Annotated in this window: 19 protein-coding genes; 8 read left to right on the plus strand and 11 right to left on the minus strand. The window is 39.7% G+C overall.

Annotated features, from left to right (window positions below):
* The first annotated feature begins 113 nt into the window (after positions 1–113).
* On the plus strand, positions 114–1,526 hold the full coding sequence (locus tag IMZ31_RS21760; RefSeq protein WP_207530538.1) for a stalk domain-containing protein: 1,413 nt from the start codon (positions 114–116) through the stop codon (positions 1,524–1,526).
* 46 nt (positions 1,527–1,572) lie between these two features.
* Here the strand turns inward: IMZ31_RS21760 and IMZ31_RS21765 are convergent, their stop codons facing one another.
* The 4 genes from IMZ31_RS21765 to IMZ31_RS21780 form a co-directional block, all read right to left on the minus strand.
* Positions 1,573–2,358, minus strand: coding sequence for a hypothetical protein (locus tag IMZ31_RS21765; protein WP_207530539.1), 786 nt, complete (start codon positions 2,356–2,358; stop codon positions 1,573–1,575).
* 596 nt (positions 2,359–2,954) lie between these two features.
* Complete coding sequence (locus IMZ31_RS21770; protein WP_207530540.1) at positions 2,955–3,176, minus strand: hypothetical protein; 222 nt, start codon at positions 3,174–3,176, stop codon at positions 2,955–2,957.
* Between the two features lie 79 nt (positions 3,177–3,255).
* Positions 3,256–4,119 carry an MYG1 family protein gene (locus tag IMZ31_RS21775; protein WP_207530541.1) on the minus strand — a complete coding sequence of 288 codons (864 nt, stop codon included), beginning with the start codon at positions 4,117–4,119 and terminating at the stop codon, positions 3,256–3,258.
* A 97-nt stretch (positions 4,120–4,216) separates the two neighbouring features.
* Positions 4,217–4,555 (minus strand): PilZ domain-containing protein, encoded by a 339-nt coding sequence (locus tag IMZ31_RS21780; protein ID WP_207530542.1) that lies wholly within the window; start codon positions 4,553–4,555, stop codon positions 4,217–4,219.
* 405 nt (positions 4,556–4,960) lie between these two features.
* On the opposite strand from IMZ31_RS21780, the gene IMZ31_RS21785 reads away from it, so the two are divergent.
* Both IMZ31_RS21785 and IMZ31_RS24725 read left to right on the plus strand, forming a co-directional pair.
* A complete protein-coding gene (locus IMZ31_RS21785) occupies positions 4,961–5,257 on the plus strand; it encodes a hypothetical protein (protein ID WP_207530543.1) in 297 nt (98 codons plus the stop codon).
* A gap of 199 nt (positions 5,258–5,456) precedes the next feature.
* Positions 5,457–6,269, plus strand: a complete 813-nt coding sequence (locus IMZ31_RS24725) for a C40 family peptidase (protein ID WP_207530544.1) — start codon at positions 5,457–5,459, stop codon at positions 6,267–6,269.
* Between the two features lie 29 nt (positions 6,270–6,298).
* On the opposite strand, the gene IMZ31_RS21795 is transcribed toward IMZ31_RS24725, so the two are convergent.
* On the minus strand, positions 6,299–6,844 hold the full coding sequence (locus IMZ31_RS21795) for a YecA family protein (protein WP_207530545.1): 546 nt from the start codon (positions 6,842–6,844) through the stop codon (positions 6,299–6,301).
* 155 nt (positions 6,845–6,999) lie between these two features.
* On the opposite strand from IMZ31_RS21795, the gene IMZ31_RS21800 reads away from it, so the two are divergent.
* Both IMZ31_RS21800 and IMZ31_RS21805 read left to right on the plus strand, forming a co-directional pair.
* Positions 7,000–7,365: a hypothetical protein gene (locus tag IMZ31_RS21800; RefSeq protein WP_207530546.1), complete on the plus strand. Its 366-nt coding sequence runs from the start codon at positions 7,000–7,002 to the stop codon at positions 7,363–7,365.
* Between the two features lie 134 nt (positions 7,366–7,499).
* Entirely contained in the window at positions 7,500–9,641 is a 2,142-nt protein-coding gene (locus tag IMZ31_RS21805) for a helicase-related protein (protein ID WP_207530547.1), read from the plus strand.
* A gap of 421 nt (positions 9,642–10,062) precedes the next feature.
* Here the strand turns inward: IMZ31_RS21805 and IMZ31_RS21810 are convergent, their stop codons facing one another.
* The 4 genes from IMZ31_RS21810 to IMZ31_RS21825 all read right to left on the minus strand — a co-directional run bounded on the left by IMZ31_RS21810 (position 10,063) and on the right by IMZ31_RS21825 (position 13,888).
* Complete coding sequence (locus tag IMZ31_RS21810) at positions 10,063–11,499, minus strand: methyl-accepting chemotaxis protein (protein WP_207530548.1); 1,437 nt, start codon at positions 11,497–11,499, stop codon at positions 10,063–10,065.
* A 125-nt stretch (positions 11,500–11,624) separates the two neighbouring features.
* Positions 11,625–12,872, minus strand: coding sequence for a sigma-70 region 4 domain-containing protein (locus IMZ31_RS21815; RefSeq protein ID WP_207530549.1), 1,248 nt, complete (start codon positions 12,870–12,872; stop codon positions 11,625–11,627).
* Positions 12,873–12,887: 15 nt separating this feature from the next.
* A complete protein-coding gene (locus tag IMZ31_RS21820; RefSeq protein WP_207530550.1) occupies positions 12,888–13,514 on the minus strand; it encodes a helix-turn-helix domain-containing protein in 627 nt (208 codons plus the stop codon).
* An 86-nt stretch (positions 13,515–13,600) separates the two neighbouring features.
* Positions 13,601–13,888: a hypothetical protein gene (locus tag IMZ31_RS21825; RefSeq protein ID WP_207530551.1), complete on the minus strand. Its 288-nt coding sequence runs from the start codon at positions 13,886–13,888 to the stop codon at positions 13,601–13,603.
* 206 nt (positions 13,889–14,094) lie between these two features.
* On the opposite strand from IMZ31_RS21825, the gene IMZ31_RS21830 reads away from it, so the two are divergent.
* From IMZ31_RS21830 to IMZ31_RS21840, 3 genes are read left to right on the plus strand one after another with little or no spacing between them, the layout of a single operon-like run.
* Positions 14,095–15,339 carry a hypothetical protein gene (locus tag IMZ31_RS21830; protein ID WP_207530552.1) on the plus strand — a complete coding sequence of 415 codons (1,245 nt, stop codon included), beginning with the start codon at positions 14,095–14,097 and terminating at the stop codon, positions 15,337–15,339.
* On the plus strand, positions 15,336–17,354 hold the full coding sequence (locus IMZ31_RS21835; protein WP_207530553.1) for an McrB family protein: 2,019 nt from the start codon (positions 15,336–15,338) through the stop codon (positions 17,352–17,354). Before IMZ31_RS21830 ends, IMZ31_RS21835 begins: the two co-directional genes overlap by 4 nt.
* Positions 17,338–19,161, plus strand: a complete 1,824-nt coding sequence (locus IMZ31_RS21840; RefSeq protein ID WP_207530554.1) for a hypothetical protein — start codon at positions 17,338–17,340, stop codon at positions 19,159–19,161. The genes IMZ31_RS21835 and IMZ31_RS21840 overlap by 17 nt, the downstream gene beginning before the upstream one ends.
* A gap of 45 nt (positions 19,162–19,206) precedes the next feature.
* Here IMZ31_RS21840 and IMZ31_RS21845 read toward each other — a convergent pair whose 3' ends face one another.
* Together IMZ31_RS21845 and IMZ31_RS21850 are read right to left on the minus strand one after the other, a co-directional pair.
* Positions 19,207–19,905, minus strand: coding sequence for a hypothetical protein (locus IMZ31_RS21845; RefSeq protein ID WP_207530555.1), 699 nt, complete (start codon positions 19,903–19,905; stop codon positions 19,207–19,209).
* On the minus strand, positions 19,898–20,416 hold the full coding sequence (locus IMZ31_RS21850) for an RNA polymerase sigma factor (protein WP_207530556.1): 519 nt from the start codon (positions 20,414–20,416) through the stop codon (positions 19,898–19,900). Before IMZ31_RS21850 ends, IMZ31_RS21845 begins: the two co-directional genes overlap by 8 nt.
* Positions 20,417–20,524 lie beyond the last annotated feature (108 nt).

Consider the following 20,524-nt stretch of genomic DNA (forward strand, 5'->3'; position numbering starts at 1 on the left):
GTACGGAAACATTTTAACACAATTTAAAAGAAAATAAGGCAGTCCCTTGTATTTAAATATGTGAAGGGTTAACGCTGCCTGCATAAAAGGAGCGTTTTTAAAGGAGGGAGATTATGGGAAAAGAATGGAGGAAGGTCGTCGTCACGAGCGCATTGACGGTTTGCTTATTGATGGAGAGTGCATCTGCTATACTTGTGAAAGTGGATAACAAGTCCGTTGAATTTCCAGATCAAAAACCTTATGTTAATGCAGATAATCGAACAATGGTTCCTGTTCGCTTCATTAGCGAGGGGCTGGGGTATGATGTGAAATGGGACAGCAAAGCTAAAGTTGTGACGGTAACGAACAAAGAAAGGGTTATGAAGCTTACCATTAATAATAAACAGTATACGATTAATAATAAGGTGTCAGAGATGGATACGAAGCCAACCCTGGTAGGAGGAAGAACCTTCGTTCCGATTCGGTTTGTCAGTGAAGGATTCCAGTCAAAGGTATCCTATGATGCAAAAACCAAGGAGATATCGATTCAAAAACCAGTGATAAAAGAACAGGAAGTCGTTCAAACAGAAAAAGAAGAAGTGCTCTATATGCGTCTTGTACATACAGGGGATGAGCACTTGAATGTAAGAGAAAGTGCCTCGATCAATGCTCCGATTCTTTCTAAGTTAGAAACGGGAAGATGGGTGGATGTTCTTCAAGAGGAAGGAGAATGGAGGAAGATAAGAAGTGGTTCCGTTGTGGGGTATGTGCACGGTGATTATCTTCAGCCAACTTATGATGGAGAAACGGTTTATTACGTTCAAAAAGGGGACTACTTGTATCTGATTGGTGAAAAAATAAACATCGATTACCAGAAATTAATAGATTGGAACAATTTACATACGAATGAACTTAAAACCGACCAGATGCTGAAAACATCTCAACCAACCGAAACGGAAGAGCCTGTCGTGGAGACCCCTCCTGTTGTGGATGATGCGGTTATGCACCCGATCTATCATACTGTGAAAAGTGGTGATACGTTGTATGCCATAAGTGGGCTGTACCAGGTGAGCGTAGATAAATTGAAAGAGTGGAATCCTGGGTTAACGGATGTTATTCAAATTGGTGATGAAATCGCTGTAAGCGTAAGTCAATTCATGCACCCAGCTCAAGGGAGTTACACATCGTCTTTCGGACCAAGGTGGGGTGTAAATCATAATGGTATTGATATAGCTAAAAGCGGTACTGTTCCTATTGTTGCAAGCGCGGACGGTGTGGTGCGGAGGTCTTATGAATCAAGTTCCTACGGAAATGTTGTATTCGTACAACACGATTTTGATGGAAAGACATACGAAACACTCTATGCCCATATGAGAAATCGGGAAGTGAGTGTAGGGGAAATCGTCGCGAGAGGTCAGTTGCTCGGTTATATGGGAAATACAGGGCATTCGACAGGTCAGCACTTGCATTTTGAAATTCATAAAGATGGTTTATGGAACTATGAAAAATCCAATGTTGTTGATCCTATGCCTTATCTTGAGAGATGAGTAGAAATGGTGCATACCCAAAAATATTAAAAACCCGTTCATGATGTCATGACGGGTTTTTAATTTCGATGGTATGAAGAGCTTTCCATAATAATGATTCGGCGTCTTCGCCTGTGCTTCCGTTTGTGAAGTTGATGGTGAATCTGTACAGCTTGTGATCAATTTCTTTTACAGCAATGTATTGTTTGAGGGAGTCATTAGAAGCTGTAAACAAGAATGAAGCGGTTTTAAAATAAGAATCGGGCATCTTATCTCCTTTGAGTTCTTTTAAATCCCCGATCTCTTTTAAAATACCCGCCGCATGCCATCTTTCTGGTTTGATCTCGGTATCAGCAGGCAAAGGTTCTACCAGAACGTAGTTGCTCTCATTTGAAGTATAGACGATTTTGTTGTTTGTTAAGGAAAGTTCTGGTTCCAGGGATGCGGACATGAATGTTGAAGTCGTGATGGATTCATTTTCATCTTTTTCTGATTTTTTTTCTGGTGGAGGACTCTGATTTGAAACAGCGGCTGTTATAACAAGAGTTTTCAAAAACATGTCCCCGTACTCATTACGGGTGTAGGTGAAAGAGAGTTCGTCTCCAGATTTTAAACTATTGGACAACTCTTTCACATCTTTCGTAATCGTAAACATTCGTTTTTTCTCGTTGTACAAAACATCCATCTTATCGTTTCCGAAAAAGCCTAAAAACGTCCCTTCTCCTTCGTGTATAACGGTATTAGGGTTAATTGGGATTCGATTCTGAGGGTTTTCTTTCTCGCATCCAACCAATAAGAATAAGGTAAAAATAAAACCAATGGCAGTTATTTTCTTGAACATACGTTTCCTCATATTCGCTTTCCACCTCTTTGCATATCCATTCCATAAAAAGGATAATATCCCTTTTATCTTCAGAGCGTTCCGCTCTCTTTTTTCCAAATTAAAATTGACCTTCATTGGAAGGTCAATGAGCTGTGCGGTTACCCGCCGCTATTCAGCAATAAAAGGCATTGAATCAGCGGAACGTTGTCGGTTATCCGCTGCAAGCCCATCCTTAGATTGAATGCGTGTAACGTGAACATGTTCTCTCTCCTCTTTACCATGGTATGCCAAGGCGGAAGAGGAGTTGCGCCCAATTAAAGGTGTGTATTGGTGTATTGGAAGGGAATGTTTTCTTTTGTTAGTGCTCTCATAACGGGGTGAAGTGGAAAAAAAACATTTAATACAATACATCCCTCGTCGGATAAGGTTATGAAGTGCTGGTTTCTCGTTTTCGAGGACAGCAGGTGTAATTGCTGCTGGATTTCCGTTGTTAAATGGTTGATGGTAACGATATGCGCCACAGAATAGACCTCCTTGGCCTACCCTATGAGCATGCTTGGTTTGATATGTCTTCTGGTAGAGGAAAAATAAAAAAAGAGGGGATCCCCCTCTTTGGAAAATGCAAGCTAAACAGAACGGATCTCGATTCCGCAATCAAATATCGGATAAAAACCGTCTTCCCAGTCGTGAAGAAGAATGGTTTTAGAAAGGGTTTTTGTGATAATATCGATCTCAATATCAGGAATTTTGCCTTTTTTCAAAGCTAAAATAATCGAATACAGCGCATCATGCACCTGTGTTTTTCGGACAATGTCCCCATTAGGTAAGTGAGCAAAAAAATGTTTCATTTTTAATCCTCCCTCCTTATATCACCCATCATAATTGCAAAACAGAGAGGCGGATCAAAAAAGTTCAATTCTTTGCGGATCAGGATTCGATCCCTTCCCTTACCGCAATCTGACCCAAATGATATGTAGATTCAATGCTTAAAGCGCCTGCAATAAAAAGGCCTGCATGACAAAAAATCCCATCTTGTATACCTGTTAACGCGTTTAATTCTGTTCCATTTTTGCCAGCCCATGCAGGCGGAAGGGTTTTTCTCGGGTCAAAAGTGCCTACCCGTTTGGGCACAACCTGGAGTCGATAGCCTTCTGTATCATCAGGATAAATCACGAACTGTATATCTTCTTTTTTATCGAGGTCAAGCAAGGGACCGACCCATGGGCATGAGCAAGGAAGCAGGAGGATCTCGCGATCTTTTCTGTTTCGTAACGCTTTTTTTATAATTCCATAAGCGTCTGTTGAAGCTTTAAGCTTGCGTAACAGGTTTCGAAACAATTGCGTAGCGAATCGGACGGCTTCTTCAAAACCATGATCTTTGTCCTGGTTGTAAAGCATGATAATGTCTGAAGTGCTTAACAGAGGCATACTAGCGGAGATATCGTATCCGTTGTCATGGGCGTCCAAAGCCTGAATGAGCCGTTCGTCAACTAGTTGGTGTATTTTATCCAAGGCAACGGGGCGTTTAACGCCATGCTTCTGAATAATGCGCCTGCCATAATCTTTCCAAACCAAGCCTGAAGAAGCATAAGGGATCCCATTCCGATACGTTTTTTGGATGGAATGGTGGTCATACAAGCCTCCCCCTACATCGAAAACAATGTCATCTTCCTGAATGAGGGATAGGTTTCTCGTCCGAATAAGAGGGGCGTGTGGGAATAATTCTTTTAAAAACACATACGCAAAAACTTCGTCTGCATGAAATGTTCCATCATGGGTGATTAGCCTCATAAGAGTTGCTCCTAACTAATGTTTTGCGTATTGTAGCAAAGAGTCTTATGACGATGAATAGATAAAATAGAAAAAACAGATCAAATTTTTGATCTGTTTACATGGCAAATGCGCTCATCGCAGACGGATGCGGGGTCCAGTCGAGAGATTGATTCTTTAAGACGGAAGGGATGCCCGTAAAAGCACATCCAATGCGGTATCCGTCCTTTATTTTAATAATAGATTTCACTTCCACCAGTTCGCGATAAAATTGATTTTGATAGGTGTAATAGACGGTTATGGTTGTCCCTTCAATCGGTTCGCGTGATACAAATCCCACGCCACCTTTACTTAAATCTTGCAATAGACCAGAATATAAGCCTTTCTCTGTGTAGGTGGTAATGGGGACGTGCTTGTGTTTTAAGGGGATTCTAAAATGCGCTCTTTTTTCTTTCATAGGTCATCCCTCCTCTCTGTTACGATCATTGTAGCATTCGGGGGAGCGAGTGGAATAAAAAATGTTTAAAAAGATCATGAGGTGGATGCTAAAAACCATAGTAATGACCACCTTTCATTTGTTGAAACATGAGGTGAGATTTAGGTAGACAAGCGGGAATCCGTGAGATCGTCCGATAGGGATTAATTGTCCTAACCAAAACATCAAATAACCCCCTTCAGAGCGTGCTGTCAACACCTCCGAACGGGTCTTTTCTTTTTGCCTCTTGTTCAACCTTGCCAGAAACAGCTCCAAGAGGATCAGATTATGGAAAAACAAGTTTTCATAAGTATACATCTTGTTCATATAGTAAAAATAGATCCTAATAACAAAAGTCTATTGAAACCATTAAAGGGGTGATAAAGAGTGGAACACCTTAAACGGAAAGTTCTTTCTGTGTTAAAGGAGAAGGGTTTCGTCCTTCATCAGGGAGAAAAAGAAGCCATCCCTAAAAAGGCATACATGATCAGGGATTATCCTGAGATCAAGCATTTGGAGTTTGCTCTTTATGGGCGAGGAGAGGAAAAGCTCCATGATCCCCTGTATACCAAAGATATATATGATGCTTTAAAAGAAGAAGGGTTTGGTGATCTCAGCGTCTTTTTCGATGGGGGGAATGTTCTAAACGATGGAGTGGCACGAATCGAATTTTATAAAAAGTGATGCGTCAAAAGGAGGGGTTCTTAGAACCTCTTTTTTTGTTTTATTCTATTGAAACATAAATGTAATATTTATATAAAAACCTTTATTAGCGAGGGTTTTGGGAATGTTAATAAATGATTTTAATAGATTGCGAACAAAAAATGGTAGACCACTATCTCGTAATCGTGTTTAATAAAAGAAAAAACACGAGGAGAATGTTATGAAGAATGTAAAACGGTTGATCATCACAGGGGTAGCAACAATGGGGATTATGGTGTTTGCAGAAACCGCTGAGGCAGCAACGCAACACAGAGTGGATAAAGGGGATACGTTGTGGGGAATCAGTCGTTCGAATGGGATGACAGTGAGCCATTTGAAGCAGATGAACGGGCTCTCGTCCGATATCATTTATGTGGGCCAAACGCTAGTTCTGAGTGTTCCGCCAGCACCAGTTCAACAAAGTAAGAGCACGCCTACTCTTAAAGGCTCCTATAAGGTTCAAAAAGGGGATACGTTATGGGGAATCAGTCGTTCGAATGGGATGACGGTTAACCAGTTAAAACAACTTAACGGTTTGTCCTCTGATTTGATCTATATTGGTCAAACATTGAAACTCGCAGGAGAAGTTAAGCAAGGCGTGGTTCGCTCAGAAGATCCCGTATCAAGTACGGATGTATCGGTTGTCCAGGAAGCCATGAAGTACATCGGCACCCCTTATAAATGGGGAGGAAGCGCTCCTGGCGGTTTTGATTGCAGCGGATTCATCAATTATGTGTTTAAACAGAACGGACAGGCTCTTCCTAGAACAGTTGCAGGTCTCTGGTCGAGCGGGAATACGTCATTTGTAAAAAGTTCCAAACGAAAAACGGGTGATTTGGTCTTTTTTGAAACCTATAAAAAAGGTGCATCTCATGCGGGTATATACTTAGGGAACGGTACGTTCATTCATAGCGGAAGCGACGGCGTAGAAGTGAGCAGTATGAGCAATTCTTATTGGAGTGCGCGTTACTTAGGGACAAAACGCGTAAAATAAAAGCAGCCAATCGGCTGCTTTTATGTTTTTTAAACAGCACAACATTTTTTGTATTTTGCGGAACTTCCGCATGGGCAGGGATCATTCCGTTTAATAGACGGAAGTTTTTTTGTGAACGTATACATCTTTAAAAGATTGTGTTCCATTTCGTCTTCCATGGCAGGGGACAGGTTTTCAAAAAAAGGTGTGGCAAATTGATTTATGCAGCTCTTAAAAGATGCGGAATTCATTACGCCATTCCAGAGCCACGTTTTATATTTAGGGTCTTGTAGAGGGTCGAAAATCTCCTTCCCCCCGCCTTCATCCACCTTATAAACGACTGACTCTTCGAGGTCGAATACTTCAGGACCGAAGGCCGTTCCTTTTGCGTTGGTTAACAGGAATTCAGTTTTGTGCAAGAAAAAGTGAACGTGATAATTCCCCCAGTCTTCAGGAATGAAATCGACGTGTTGAACCTTCAAATTATTTAGAAAGTACATAAATTTTTGTTTTGCAACGCTTGATCCATGAATGTAAGGCTGAACGAACCTATCATAATTTTTTAGTGATCGGATATAGATATGCCACGAATCCATAACAAACTCCCTTTCTGAACGTTTTGCATAGTATAGCATACGCTTCACCAGAAGGAATTTCATGGACGAATTTTTTACAAAAAAAACGGTTCTTTCTCTTTCACTCATTCCAATAATAATGATTATAATAAGTGAAAACGAAGAGAGGGGAACGTATGCTTGAGAAATTGCGTGTCAGGTATAGATTTTATTTGAAAAAACGCTGGAGCAATTTGCCCCTGTTTCAAAGAGGTGAAAACAAAACCGAGGTTGTGTTTAAGGGGGCAGGTACCACGATTGTTCTCATCAATGCGTATATGAAATGGATTGATAATGTGTTGGTTTTATACGGCGAGCAACAAAATCGATCCTTATATTTTTATGAAATTGATGGGAAAGATCTTTTATACGGTAAAACACATTGGCAGGATGGGATTGGTTTGACGGGAGATGCCAGAATTGGTTTCACAGATCGCGTAGGGACATTTATATGCAGAACCAAAAAAGGTGAATGCATAGAGATGAGGTATGAACAAGGGTGAAGATAAGACATTTTATAAGGAGCCCCCTTCAGGGGCTTTTTTGGTGCCCGCATTCTGTCGATAGGTTTTTTCATGAACTTTCAAAATATTTGTTATAATCCAATACAATTAAACAAAAAGCTGGGAGGATTATAATGAAAAGCGCTAAGGAGTATATCAGAGAATACGAAAGACTACTTCACGAAAAGCCCCAAGACCTTCAACAAAAAATGCAGCATGAAAAGGAATGGATGTGTCTTTATAAAAATATAAAGAGGTGTCAAAAGAAGGCTGGAAAACGAGAATCTAAATCTATTGACCCTTTTGTTCGAAAGAGTTTGGAAAATGCGAAAAAGGCTGCCGTCGAAAGCATGGTTATGGTGCTGGACATAAAAAGCAAAACCGCCAGGGGATTTATAAATGAGAACGGGAAGCTATACGAAAAATTTGGTTTAGAAAACGTAATGGATCACTATTGTCGACAAAAAGGACTGAATGGTAATGGCCAAAAACGATTTGATGAGTTAAAGAAAGAAGAGCAACTTTCTTCAATAGGTGAGTCAGAATGGTTGGAGAGTGTTGGGGAAGTGGTACAGAAAAAGGTTCATTCTATACAAGAAGCGTTCCAGTTGGAATCACAGTTACTGGATATGGTGAACTGGTATGCTAAGAATGGGAAAAAAGAGCATTTGAGCAATTTGTATCAAGAGGCTTTGGCTAAAATGGATGAGATCGGTTCTTATGTATTGAAAGAGTGGGGGTATAACACGCCTTTACACCATTTATTTTCGAAGAATACGAGAAAATATTACCGAAAGAATGGGTTAATAAAAGCATTACGGCATCTTGAATCCGTTCACGGTTCCACTCCGTTAGTGGATGAAATTCAGGAAAAAATGTCTTTTCGTCACCCAAAAGAGGAGTTTCCTTCTGTTCGTGAGAAGAAACGGCATTTTATATTTCATGTCGGTGGAACAAATTCAGGGAAGACCTATCACGCAGTCGAAAGGCTTAAAGGGGCTTCCTCAGGTGTTTATCTAGCGCCTATTCGGCTTTTAGCTCATGAAATTAAGGAGAAATTGGATAGTAACGGTATACCGTGTGACCTGATAACAGGAGAAACCATTGAAATAGAAAAAGGTGCGAACCATCGTTCTTCTACTATTGAAGTGGCGCCTTTTCAAGAAGATTTGGAAGTGGCTGTTATTGATGAGATGCAAATGATCGAAGACCCCGAAAGAGGTTATGCATGGGTAAAAGCGGTTTTTGGATTACGAGCAAAGGAAATTCATTTGTGCGGTTCGGTTCATGCGGTCGACTTTTACAAACGATTGATTGAAGAATGTGGGGACACGTATGAAGTGAATATGTATGAGCGTAGTACGCCGCTCAGTGTAGAGGAGGAAACGTTCTCATACCCGTATTCAATTCGGAAAGGGGATGCACTCATCGCTTTCTCTCGTTCGAAGGTGATGGAAATTGCAGATGATTTAAAGAAGCGTGGATACAAGGTTAGCGTTTTGTATGGAAAGCTTCCAGCAGAAACAAGAAAAAAACAGGTGAGGATGTTCAGCGAAGGTCAAACGGACATGATCATAGCCACTGATGCCATAGGCATAGGGTTGAATCTCCCGATTCGTCGCGTCGTGTTTATGGAAACAACAAAATTTGATGGATTCCAAAAACGCCCCCTCACTTCTCAGGAAGTGAAACAAATCGGAGGCAGAGCTGGAAGAAAAGGAAGATACAACAAGGGCTTCATCAACACGGTGGAAGAAAAAAGATATATCGAAGAGATGCTCCACAAGATAGAAGATCCGATTACCGAAGCAGTAGTACACCCTGGTCACGAAATCAGCGACCAAACCCTTGGTACAATGCGACAACGGTTATACGCCTGGGTTCAAGTACCAACAGGATGTTCCTATTTAGTGAAATCCCAAATGCAAAACCAGTTATGTATGTTGGAAAGATTGGAAGCGGTTGAAAAGAAACTGGAGAACGAGGATATTTACAAGTTATTAAGTTTGCCATTTGAAAGTGACAATTACGATTATGTAAAGCAGTGGGACATTTATATCGATGAACTGGTGAAGGGGAAAAAAGGGTTAACCAGACCAGCAATTGAAAAGCGTTCTCTTTCAAATATGGAAACGTATTATGGGAAATTGAATCTGTATTACTCATTCAGCAAGAAATTTAAGATGGATATCAACAAAGAATGGGTTCACGATCAACGTAAAAGAACATCCTTTGGTATAAATGGTCTGTTGCAACACAAAAGAAAATACGCTTAAAGGGTCTTTCTCTTCGGTATTCCTGGGATAGGAGGATAAATATTTTTATTCCCGCGTATACTGCATCAATAATAGAATCCTTATTGAAACAGTAGAGACTCATTTATTGCGTAAATAATAGGTTCAAATGAGGGAGTAGAGAGAGAAACACTGTTCTAAAATCCCCAACCGCAGGCATAAGGTAGAAGTATAAAGAGTTGTTGACCATGTGGTATTCATCGAGATCGCGTGTATGATAAGGTGTGAAAAGAAAGGGGATAGGGAAGAATATGAAAAAGGATGAGAAGCCAGTATTGAAACCTTTAATTCCTAGAGTACGAGTCAAACCATCAAGTTCCAATTTAGAAAAAGAGATGAAAAGAAATGGGTTAAAGTGGAAAGACTTTATTTAAAAAGATAGCCATGTCTGGCTATCTTTTTTTTATTTTTCTTTAATAATGGAGTGAAGCCCTTCTGTTTTTTGTTTCAGTTCATTAAAATGTTCAACAATGGAATCAATATATCGTGTTTGCTCTTCCACGGACGACACTACCTCTTCTACACCAGAGGCTGTTTGTTGAGATATGGCTGATATTTCACTTGTGTTCTGGCTTGCTTCTTGTGCTTGTTTCATAATGGAGTTCATGTGATCTACAACTTCTTTAGATTTTGCCTGAACGTTTGAGGCATTCTGGTGGATGGATGTGAAGATGTCTTGAACCGTAGACATGGATTTTTCACTTTCTTTCATTTTGTTATCAGTTGTGTGAATAGAAGAGGCTGTTTGAGATGTTTTGTCTTTTAGTTGTCCGATGGATTGATAAATTCTTTGGGTCATTTCTTTTGTCTCAACGGAAAGTTTTTTTATTTCGTTGGCCACAACACTAAAACCTTTTCCATGTTGGCCTGCCCGAGCTGCTTCGATGGAAGCGTTTAGTGCGAGTAAATTAGTCTGCTCGGAAACCTTATCAATGGCTTCTAAAACAGAAGAAATGTGTTCTGTTTTATCATGAACTTCAAGCATCATCACATCAGTTTGCTGGATGGTCTGTTTGACTTCCTGAAGATGAGAAAACAGAGCAGCTATTTCTTTTTGTCCATCATGGGTAACCCCTCTTGTATTGCTTGCCATTTTGTTCATATCAAGAGACAGTTCTGATGCTTGATGAATGTCGCCCGTTACATTTTGGATATGCTCATGAACCATGTTCGTTTGCTGCGACTGTTCGTCTACTCCCTTTGAGATCTGTTCAAAGGTGGATAGTGTTTCATGTGATCCTGATCGTAAAGCTTCCATGGACTGATTCAATTCGACATTAAAGGTTTCAAGAGCCAGAACAGATTCTTTGGCGTCTTTGATTACCGATAGAAAATGGCTGTTAGAACTCTCAATGGTAAGATTTTGTGCTTCTAAACTTCGTTGTTTATGGGACCACAAGTAGGCTTGAGTAACGAGCATTCCGCAACAAGCTACATAAATAAATATGAATGGGATGATATAAGGAGATAATTCGGGATAGGATTTCATGACGTAGTGAAACAATAAAATTTGCAGCAGTCCCGTTAAAGAAGCTAAAGCAACCGCTTTGTAATCTGTAAAAAAGGTAAGAGTGATGACAAGGAGAAAGAAAAGGGTTAGATATGCCGCGTTAGGGTCAAGCCAATTTAACCCAAAAACAATAATGTTTATCCCAGATAGGATGATGTAAGGCAAATAGGAGATGTAATGGCGACAAAGAGTGACAACAAGAGCCGTGCCGAATCCGCTTATGATCATAAAAGGGAGTGTGTGTCGAAGGGGTTCGATGACCAGGTGCAGAAGAGTGGCCAGTAAAGCAAAGGTCCAGATTAAACGAACATAAATATAGTTGATTTTCATAAGATACCTCCTTCCTTTTCATTCTGTTCGATATTAAAGAAAAAAGGAAATAGAGACAACATTTCGCTCTCATTTATTCGAGGGAAAACAAAAAAGCCAAAGGGTAAAAATCCTTTGGCTAAAAATTATGATTGTTTGATCGTAATGGATACTTCGTACTCGTCATTTTCATCCATGCAGGCAATGAGCATTCCGATTTTTTTCTCAATAGAAGAAGCATCCCCTTTTTGGTTAATCGTAAAGAAAAAGGAAGGAGGGGTTTCTTGATTTTCCGATGATGCTTGCTGAACGGCGTCTTGAACAACGGGACTTGATTCTTTTTGTTCATGAGGCACCTCATCTTCCTGAAACATCTCTTGTTGAGTGGCAACAACCTCTTTCGGTTGTTCTTGAGGAACTGGCTCTGTTTTTTGCTCTTCCGTTCGTTCCTCTTCTTTTTGGTTTACGGGTTGTGCTTCCGCCGTTGTTGATTCAGTTTCTTGTTCTTCAATAGGAGTGGGTACCACAACATTTTCAGAAGGTATCTCAGATAAGGTTTCAGGTTCAAAATCTTTTGGTAAAAATTCTTTTAATTTCCCAGTGTAATTATAAAGCGTTGATTTTTTTACGCCCATTTCTTCAGCGATGGTACTTGTTTTATAGTTGTGTAAGTAAGTAAAAAGCAAAATAGCTCGTTCTTTTTTAGAAAGGTCTTTGAATATACCTCGCGGAGCTATGTTTCGCTTGTAGTAATCTAAGGCTTGAGAAGTCAGAGTATCCTCGTTTTCGGCAGGCTTTTTTGGTTTCTTTGTTGAGGTATCTTCTGATGTGTTCAATTTGCGAAGTCTATAACGCGTATTGTAATAAGCTTGTTTATTCGGGAAGCCCATTTTCTCAATAATTTCCTTAGAAGAGTAATGGGAGCCGTAATGAAAAATCAGCTCAGCCTTCTCCTCGTCTGAAAGTTTGTTGAATGTTTCCAGTGGGATAAGGGAGCTTTTCATTTCTTCTAAACTTTGGGAATTCGTTTCAACGCTCATTTTAAACTCCTCCAATAAGTCATAATAGTTTTGTGGATCTGTGTTCAAGCCAGCAATGATGTCCTCTTCAGAGTGTACGGTTCGCCATTTTTGAATGATTCTTTTTTGAGAATCGGGGCTATACTGGGAAAGAAGTTCATCCATATCAATGATGTCATCATACATATTAAAAACGTTCAATTTCCCATTTAAGGTTTTTCGATCATTCGTGTTCATGTAGTAATAGGGAGTGCGTAACGCAGCCCACCTTGCCCCTTTTCGGGTCGCTTTACGATTGTGTATGTTGGCTCCCGTTCTCTTTTTGTCGCGAATATCGTTGTAATAATCGCGTGTAATCTCATTGTGATTCCCCATACACCGTCACCTCATTTACGTGGAGTGAACTAAGTCCTTATTCTGATCCGTATTTTGATTTTCGTGCTCGGTTTTTTTCTCAATGGTTTCTGCGAAATTTTCTAATTCAAGGACCTGTTCTAATAATTTTTCTTTCACATAATTAATCATTTCGATTTGATTGCCTTCCAATTGTTCATTAATGAACTCCAGGATGGATTGTTGTATTAAATCTTTCATCATAGGAGATTGTTCCGTAATTTCCTCCGAAAGAGGTACCGTGGTCACCGAAAGGTTTGTTGTGTATCCTGGATATAATTCAAGTGAGATGTGAAATTCATTGGATGGAATTTCTTTTTTCTCATCTTTCGATTTTTCTTCTTGAATAGCAACAGGCGCATTCTTATTTTTAGATGTAGTCTTCGGTTTGACTGGATCAGGTTTTACAAAATTTTGTTGAAGTGTGATCCATTCATTATGTTCCTCTTCACCTAATTCAAAAAGCTGCGCGAGTTCAGTCATATGTTCATCTTTAGGGGCGCGCACATGATTTTCAATTTGAGAGATGGTGGCTTGGGATGTATTAATTTTTTTGCTTAAATGTGCCATTGTCCACCCATTTTCTTTGCGTTTTTCTCGGATGAGCTCTCCTAATTTTTTCATTATTTCCCCTCGTTTCTACAATTTCTACTACGATTCTATCATTTTGGAAATTTTTATTCAATTGAAAATTTCACATAAATGAGACGTTAACTTAAAATTTTCACTTCATGAATTTGTAATGGCGAAGAATTGATGTGGACGATCTTACTTTCAAGACCTTGGGGTATGTGAGTAGAATTGCTGATGTATATAATATAATCAAATTCTTTATGCTGGGTGAAAGAAGTGTTGGCACCACGTTGAACGATGTAACGATACCCTAATGTAGTCATAATATTTTCGATAAGCTCTGATGTTTCATGAAGAGAGGAAGAAGAAATAGAGATGTTTTTCTTTTGGGATAAAGATCGGATAAGGGTTTTAATGTTTTCCATAAGATCCCTCCTTTAGTAGGTCAAATTATACTCACAAAGTGTCGTTTGCGGGGAAAACAATCTTATTTTCGGGAAGTTTGGCATTTAATAAGGAACATTGTCATGATAGAATAGTAATAATATAGAATAGGTGGAAGGTGATGGAATTGTATGTGGTGAGCGATGGAGAAAGGTGCAGAAAAATTTATGAAGGTTGAGGGGAGAAAATGAATGATGAAAAGCTGTTTTTAGATGTTATGTCTAAAGATGAATTAGCTGATGTGTGTAAATGTGTAGGGTTAAAGATCAATGGATTTCAAAGAAGTTTTAAAGGGGCTTATTCCCATGTGCTTAAAAATGAATTAAAGAAAAAACTCGCACAGAGTGCTGTGAAAAAGGGGAAAGGGAAAACGCATGTAGACCTCCAAAGAATTATCCGCTGCCTTATCGGTGACAGAAAGCCTGATAGTTTAGAGGCCTTGTCTATGCTTTCAGATACGGAGCTGTCAGGAAGAGAAGGTACGCTTTTGGCTTTGTTGCGTGAATACTTTTATGAAGTTTTTATTAATAAAATAGATGTCATTGAAAAAAACGTCGAAGAAGGACGTTTTGTGTTAGAGGGGATTATAGAGCGGAAGCCAACCGAAGAGATTATAAAAGAATATGCACCCGCTCCCCATCAAGAGGGGTTTTTGTATGAGCAATTTGAGTTGTATTACGATCGGTATGTAAAAAGGGAAGACGTATACAGAGCCTCGGATGAAGAAGATTTTATTCAGCATGTGATTATGAAAAAAGGCCCATGGTATGCGTATGAGGTAGCAGCTTTTTTATTTGAAAAAGATTTGTATAAAAAGGACTATTATACTCCATTTGTCATTTATTCGAATGACTATTTTTCTAAGATACGTGAACAGGAACTGCTGAAAGATTTAAAGGATGAAAAGAAAGTGCGATCAAATGAGAATGCTCAACTAAATGAAGCACTAGAAACTGAACGGAAAGGAAAGATGGACCTTCAAGTAGATTACGAGAAGTTGAATGATGAAAAAGAAAAGTTACGAGATGAAGTTGAAGCGTTGAAACTGGTTAAAGAACAAAAAGAGGAGAGAGAAAAGCGATTGCGCGATGCCTCCTTATTTGAGGATTTTGGAAACCGTCTTTTGGATGCACACTCTATTTTATTAGTTACGGATGAACCCTCTTTTAGAGAGAGCCTATTAAAAGGTGTTTCGGTTCAGTTGCAAGTGCTGAAAGAAGATCGCAAAAAGAATTACACAAAACGGTATGAAAACGCTTTAGTTTTTGTGACGCGCGTTTCATATATGAATAGCCGCGAGTGGCTGCAAGACAAAAGATTTTTTGAACGAAATGGGATCGAGTACTTTGAACTGTCTGGGTATGACGCTGTTAATTGCCTGGAGCAAATGGTCACATGGTTACACAGGAAAGGAGTTGCAATAGCACAATGAATGCAACGAGTACAAAATTATCATATGAAGATAAACAGAAGATCGAAAATTGTTTGATACTAGGGAAATTAGCGGAGGACAGTGATCAGTTGCGTTTAGGAGAAGATTTTGGCAAAGCTGTTTCCGTGGCGAAATCAGAAGGATCAGACGCTGTGGTGTTTTATTTAGAAGCCCTATCAGAAGAACCCGAATTAATGGAGACGGCCCTAGGGAAAAGTCCAAGAGAAGTCTACGTATCCTTTGATGATAAAAACCAGTATTTTTTAGAGCGGATCGGGTACTACAAACAAGTAGATAAGGTAGGTTTCCTTAGAGAATTTCTAAAGAACAAGCGGATTTTGTTTAAACCTGCCATTCGATATGAATCCAGAAAAGACATGTATCATTACAACTTCATTATCCAATTAGTTGAAGACATGGAAGATGAAAGAGAAAGGAACACAAAATTTACGCCTCTTCCTATTCTTACGAACGCGGTGTCTTCAGAAGAGTTTCAATCGAAGCTTCTGAATAAACGCCCCATCGATCTTAAGTCTTATAATCATGCTCACGAAATTCCAGAATTTATCATGTGTGGCAAACATATTTACCAAATTCAAAAGGATCAAGCGTTGAGGAAATATGAAACGAGTTCTGTTTCATATATTTGTGACGATCCTGAGGAGATTAAGCGGATAGGAACTCCTGCACACTTAGAAGATCAACTGGTCATACATCATAACGATATCAGATTTATTACCTCTGAAATGCGTTTTGAACTTCGGGATGAATTTAATACGAATGGTATCCCTATTACAAAACTCCAACCAAATGAAGAGGAGAATTCATCACAATATCAAGAATCGAAAGGACCAGAAACGGAGGGACCCCAATCAGTTAAAGAGGATGGGGAGTCCGAGGTGGATTTTTTAAATGAACTTCATCAATTAGCGAGGAATAAACAATTACGCTATAAGAAAGAGGATCTTGAGAATTTCCATATTTCATTAAAAACATCAAATTTTAGTATTTTAGGAGGAATGAGCGGTACGGGGAAAACCGAACTAGCCATGCTTTACGCGGAGGCGTTAGGTTTGGTGGATGGCGAGAGCCTTTTATTCATACCCGTTAAACCTTCATTTACAGAGCCAGGTGATTTATTAGGGTTTTTGAACCCTCAAACAGGTGTGTATACAGAGAGTGAAATTGGGCTGGTATCCTTTTTAGATGAGGCAAGTAAATTCCCGAACAAGATGCATATGGTTGTATTTGATGAGATGAATTTAGGCCAAGTGGAACATTATTTTAGTGACTTTATTTCTCTATTAGAATTGAACGGGGATCAACGAAGATTACAGTTAATCGGGAAAGGTTCCCATTGTGTACAGGCTCACTTGAAAAACGGTATTCCTGTTTTAAATAATGTTTTGTTTGTAGGAACGGCCAATTTTGATGAAACGACGAGGGACTTTTCTAATCGAATGCTTGACCGAAGTAATGTCATTATGCTCGAGAAAGAAAGTTTTGTGACGGCCAAAGATTATGAGGTTCAAAATGAAAACAAGGATCAAGATGGGAAAAACAAGGGAGTTCAGGTGAAAGAGGCGCCTATTCCTTCGAAGCTTTATAACAGCTGGGTGAAAGGAGAAAGGCGCTTGGCGTCCCTTGAACACCATGAGCTTGTGGTTCTTGATGAAATTCATAAAGCCATTAGCAGCTTCGACAGTCAAACGGGTGTTTCCTATCGTATCGCTAAACAGATAGGGCAATATCTTGAGAATATCCCCACTCAAGAGGGCGTGCCTGTTATGGAAAGAAATGTGGCTTTTGACTATCAGATCAAGCAGCGGATTCTTCCGAAGATCCGAGGGCATGAAGAGCAAATAGGTGAACTGGTCGGAGAGTATGGCGCGGATGACCATAGTGGTCAACTGGCTGAAATTTTGAACGGAAACGAAGAAGGAGTTTATCCAAAATCGCTCGAGTATCTTGAGCAAAAAGCAAAAGAGTTGATGCGTAATGGCTACACATTATAAAGGGGAACCGCTTCCTTTTTCACTTTATTTTCAGGATTACAACGGAGAATCATATCCAGTAGAACACCTGTGGAAAAAAGGCGAAAAGCCCATTTATAAATTTACAAAACTCATGGAGAATGCCAGGGTCCGTCTTCAGTTTCATACTGATAGACATGATGACTATGATAAGGATGCAAAAGTCGTTATTCAAACCAGTCGATACGATAGTCAGAATAAGCAAGAGTTCCATGTCCAGGGTATGACTATTGGAAAGTCTGATGTAGAGTGGATATACGAAGGTGAAAAGGGGAAACTGGAATATCCATGGAGAATGGGTATATACCTTTTACAGGTTGTGTACAAGGGCGAGCGTTATATAGGCGGTATAAACGTGTTGCCCCTCCATATGAAAGAAGAACAAGTTATAAAGATACACGAATATCTGGATAAAAAGGTGGAGGGGATCATCTACGATTTTGTGTACAATCAAAACTCTCCATCAGAAATGAATGAAAAGTGGGTTCCCCATCACTGGTACTATGATTACGCGACAAAAATGGAAAAGGTATATAACGGTGTCATTCACCATCTGTTTTCTCTTGTTAAAACACCGAGGTATCACATTACTTCCGATTATGAAGAAGGTTCCATTCAGAAGAAAACGGACTCTAAAAGTGCTCGTTGGTCCTTGGTGAATTATAGTAAAAATCAAACCGTCCTGAACAAGGTGAAACGAACCCATTATGATACGGCAGCCAATCAATGGATGAAAAATATTTTCCTTTTTTGGAAAAAAGATATTATCCGAGTGCGGCATTATATTGAAGGTGATCAAAGAAAATTACGATTGATCGAGGCTGAAAAAAGCGAACAATACGAGAGATATAAAAAAAAGAAACATGAACAGTACTTCAAAAAAGATATAAGCGAAAAAGCCAAGCACAATATTATAAGCGAGTTAGAGATGACGGAAGATGATTTGAATGAAATCAGACGTCAATCTGCCCTTATAGAAAGAATGAGCGAAAAACTACGTTTAGCGGAAAATAAGCTGGTGTATTTTTTAAATAATACTTTCTTCTCCTCGGTGAAACGTGGAATCAAAAAGCCTCCTTTAAAAAATACGCACTATTATCAGCTAGATAAAACGTATCGTGAATTAAAGAAGTATATGAAAGACACAGGCGAGGACGATCAAGTTCATTCTATCTTAAAGCCAACTTGGCAGATTTATGAATACTTTTGTTTGTTTAAAGTGTTAGAAATATTTACGCAAGAAGGTTACACCATTACAGAAGGAATGGATTCGGATATCGTGAATCTTTATTTCCAGGATCGGATAAAAGAAGGGGAGAAGTTTGTCTTAGAAAATGATGATCGTGTTATCCATGTTTGGTATGATCATTACCACTCTCATCAACCTCAAGAAGCGTTTGAAAGAGGGGAGTGGTTCTATACTTATAATTCCAATAAAAAACCAGACATCAAAATTGACCGTTTTGATAAAACCGACCAGGGTCTGTGGTTTATAGGATCTACCGTTTTGGATGCGAAGTTCAGAAAACTAGATGATATTTATAATCATGAGTATATGAATAAAACGACAGAACAGCTTATGGGATACCACGTTTTCTTTTATGCTGGTGAGAATACAGATAATCGAGGGGCGTGCGTGGATAATGTCATTTGTTTGTATGCGGGAAGCAGGAGGAAAAAACCTGATCCTTATAGCCCGATTACTTTTATTCAGCTCACTCCTACTCAAGGAGACCACGAGGCGGTAAAAGGGGAAGACGAGCTCCGAAATTCACTGCTTGAAATCTAAGGCAAAAATAACCAAGCCAAAACGGCTTGGTTATTTTTATGGGGACTAGGGGAGGAGGGTAAATTCTTTCAGCATCTGATCCATGCGGGCCCCGTGCCCCTCCTCAGCTTCCACGAATAGGTTTTGAGTGATCACATAGGAACCTCCCCGACCGTCTTCTGTGATATAAATTTTAGTACTAGGGCTCAGACCGTCTCCACGTTCTTTCACACCCCTGATGAGAGTAGATTTTAACGGATTTGTCACGGCAACAGGTTCGGTGACCCATTCATAGGAAAGGGATAAAGCGTTGGTTTCATGAAGTGCGATTTCTTCTGGTGTGCCTGTTCGGTGTGCGATGGTCATTGAAATCTCAGGAAGAGAGTCGATGGAATGATGAGGTTTAAAGACATCGACTTCGCCATCTCTTGTATAAGAGTACGTGTTCTCGTCGACATATATGACATAACGGGCGTCTTTTTGCTCTTCCAGCGTATAATGAATTGTTTCGCTTTGGCCTTCCAAACTTTGTGAAATGGTTTTCTCGGGCTCGAACCATTCCTTTAGCTCAGCAACTAAAGCCTGGCCAGGGTTTGTGAACAAACTGACGCCTAAAACAGTAGCTGCTGCCACGGATGAGAATACGGCAAACTTGTGATTTCGTTTATTCGGTTGAGTCTTCCTTTTAATCGTACCCCACATTTCTTTTTTCTCCCGCTCCGTTAATGTTGCTTTTGAATGAAACCAATTTTTAAGGTTACGCATGAAATTCCCTCCCTTTTAAACGCTTATAAGCGTTTCGCAGTAGCTCTCTGCCTTTCAAAAGACGATTTTTGACGGTGCTTACGTTTTCCTCCGTAATGGAGGCGACTTCTTTTTCGGAGAACCCTTCGACGTATTTAAGCAGGAAGGTGGTGAGATAGGGTTCATCCAGGGTGCTGTGAACCAGATCAAACATCAGGTTTTCCTCATCCATTTCCCCCTTTTGATCTTTAAAGGAATCTGTTAAGGAGGTGGGTTCTTTCTGCTTTAAAGATCTCAAGCTTTCGTTTTTCAGAATGCGGAAAAACCAAGGGTCAAAAGGTTTTGTCGGGTCGAATGAGTCTATGGACCGACAGACCCTTATAAACGTTTCTTGTGTGACGTCTTTAGCTGTTTCACGATCTCGGACGATAGACAGAGCAATTCTAAACGCTTGGTCTGCGTAATCGTCATAAAGGTCCTGAAACGCTGATACGTTCCCTTTTTGGATTTTACGAATGATTTTTGGATTCATGTGATCTCCCCCTTTTCACTTTGTACTACCTCTTGAATTCGATAAAAGTTTAAAAATGTTTTAGGTCATTATTTCTAATAAAAAAGAAACCCCCTCTACATCGAAAGG

The sequence above is a fragment of the Pontibacillus sp. ALD_SL1 genome (genome assembly GCF_017355605.1).

Coding starts and splice junctions, on each gene's coding strand:
- IMZ31_RS21825 (WP_207530551.1), bottom strand. CDS start 13,888: ATGGAAAACATTAAAACCCTTATCCGATCTTTATCCCAAAAGAAAAAC.
- IMZ31_RS21830 (WP_207530552.1), top strand. CDS start 14,095: ATGAATGATGAAAAGCTGTTTTTAGATGTTATGTCTAAAGATGAATTA.
- IMZ31_RS24725 (WP_207530544.1), top strand. CDS start 5,457: ATGAAGAATGTAAAACGGTTGATCATCACAGGGGTAGCAACAATGGGG.
- IMZ31_RS21780 (WP_207530542.1), bottom strand. CDS start 4,555: ATGAAAGAAAAAAGAGCGCATTTTAGAATCCCCTTAAAACACAAGCAC.
- IMZ31_RS21820 (WP_207530550.1), bottom strand. CDS start 13,514: ATGAAAAAATTAGGAGAGCTCATCCGAGAAAAACGCAAAGAAAATGGG.
- IMZ31_RS21765 (WP_207530539.1), bottom strand. CDS start 2,358: ATGAGGAAACGTATGTTCAAGAAAATAACTGCCATTGGTTTTATTTTT.
- IMZ31_RS21840 (WP_207530554.1), top strand. CDS start 17,338: ATGGCTACACATTATAAAGGGGAACCGCTTCCTTTTTCACTTTATTTT.
- IMZ31_RS21810 (WP_207530548.1), bottom strand. CDS start 11,499: ATGAAAATCAACTATATTTATGTTCGTTTAATCTGGACCTTTGCTTTA.
- IMZ31_RS21775 (WP_207530541.1), bottom strand. CDS start 4,119: ATGAGGCTAATCACCCATGATGGAACATTTCATGCAGACGAAGTTTTT.
- IMZ31_RS21805 (WP_207530547.1), top strand. CDS start 7,500: ATGAAAAGCGCTAAGGAGTATATCAGAGAATACGAAAGACTACTTCAC.
- IMZ31_RS21845 (WP_207530555.1), bottom strand. CDS start 19,905: ATGCGTAACCTTAAAAATTGGTTTCATTCAAAAGCAACATTAACGGAG.
- IMZ31_RS21850 (WP_207530556.1), bottom strand. CDS start 20,416: ATGAATCCAAAAATCATTCGTAAAATCCAAAAAGGGAACGTATCAGCG.
- IMZ31_RS21795 (WP_207530545.1), bottom strand. CDS start 6,844: ATGGATTCGTGGCATATCTATATCCGATCACTAAAAAATTATGATAGG.
- IMZ31_RS21835 (WP_207530553.1), top strand. CDS start 15,336: ATGAATGCAACGAGTACAAAATTATCATATGAAGATAAACAGAAGATC.
- IMZ31_RS21815 (WP_207530549.1), bottom strand. CDS start 12,872: ATGGGGAATCACAATGAGATTACACGCGATTATTACAACGATATTCGC.
- IMZ31_RS21800 (WP_207530546.1), top strand. CDS start 7,000: ATGCTTGAGAAATTGCGTGTCAGGTATAGATTTTATTTGAAAAAACGC.
- IMZ31_RS21760 (WP_207530538.1), top strand. CDS start 114: ATGGGAAAAGAATGGAGGAAGGTCGTCGTCACGAGCGCATTGACGGTT.
- IMZ31_RS21770 (WP_207530540.1), bottom strand. CDS start 3,176: ATGAAACATTTTTTTGCTCACTTACCTAATGGGGACATTGTCCGAAAA.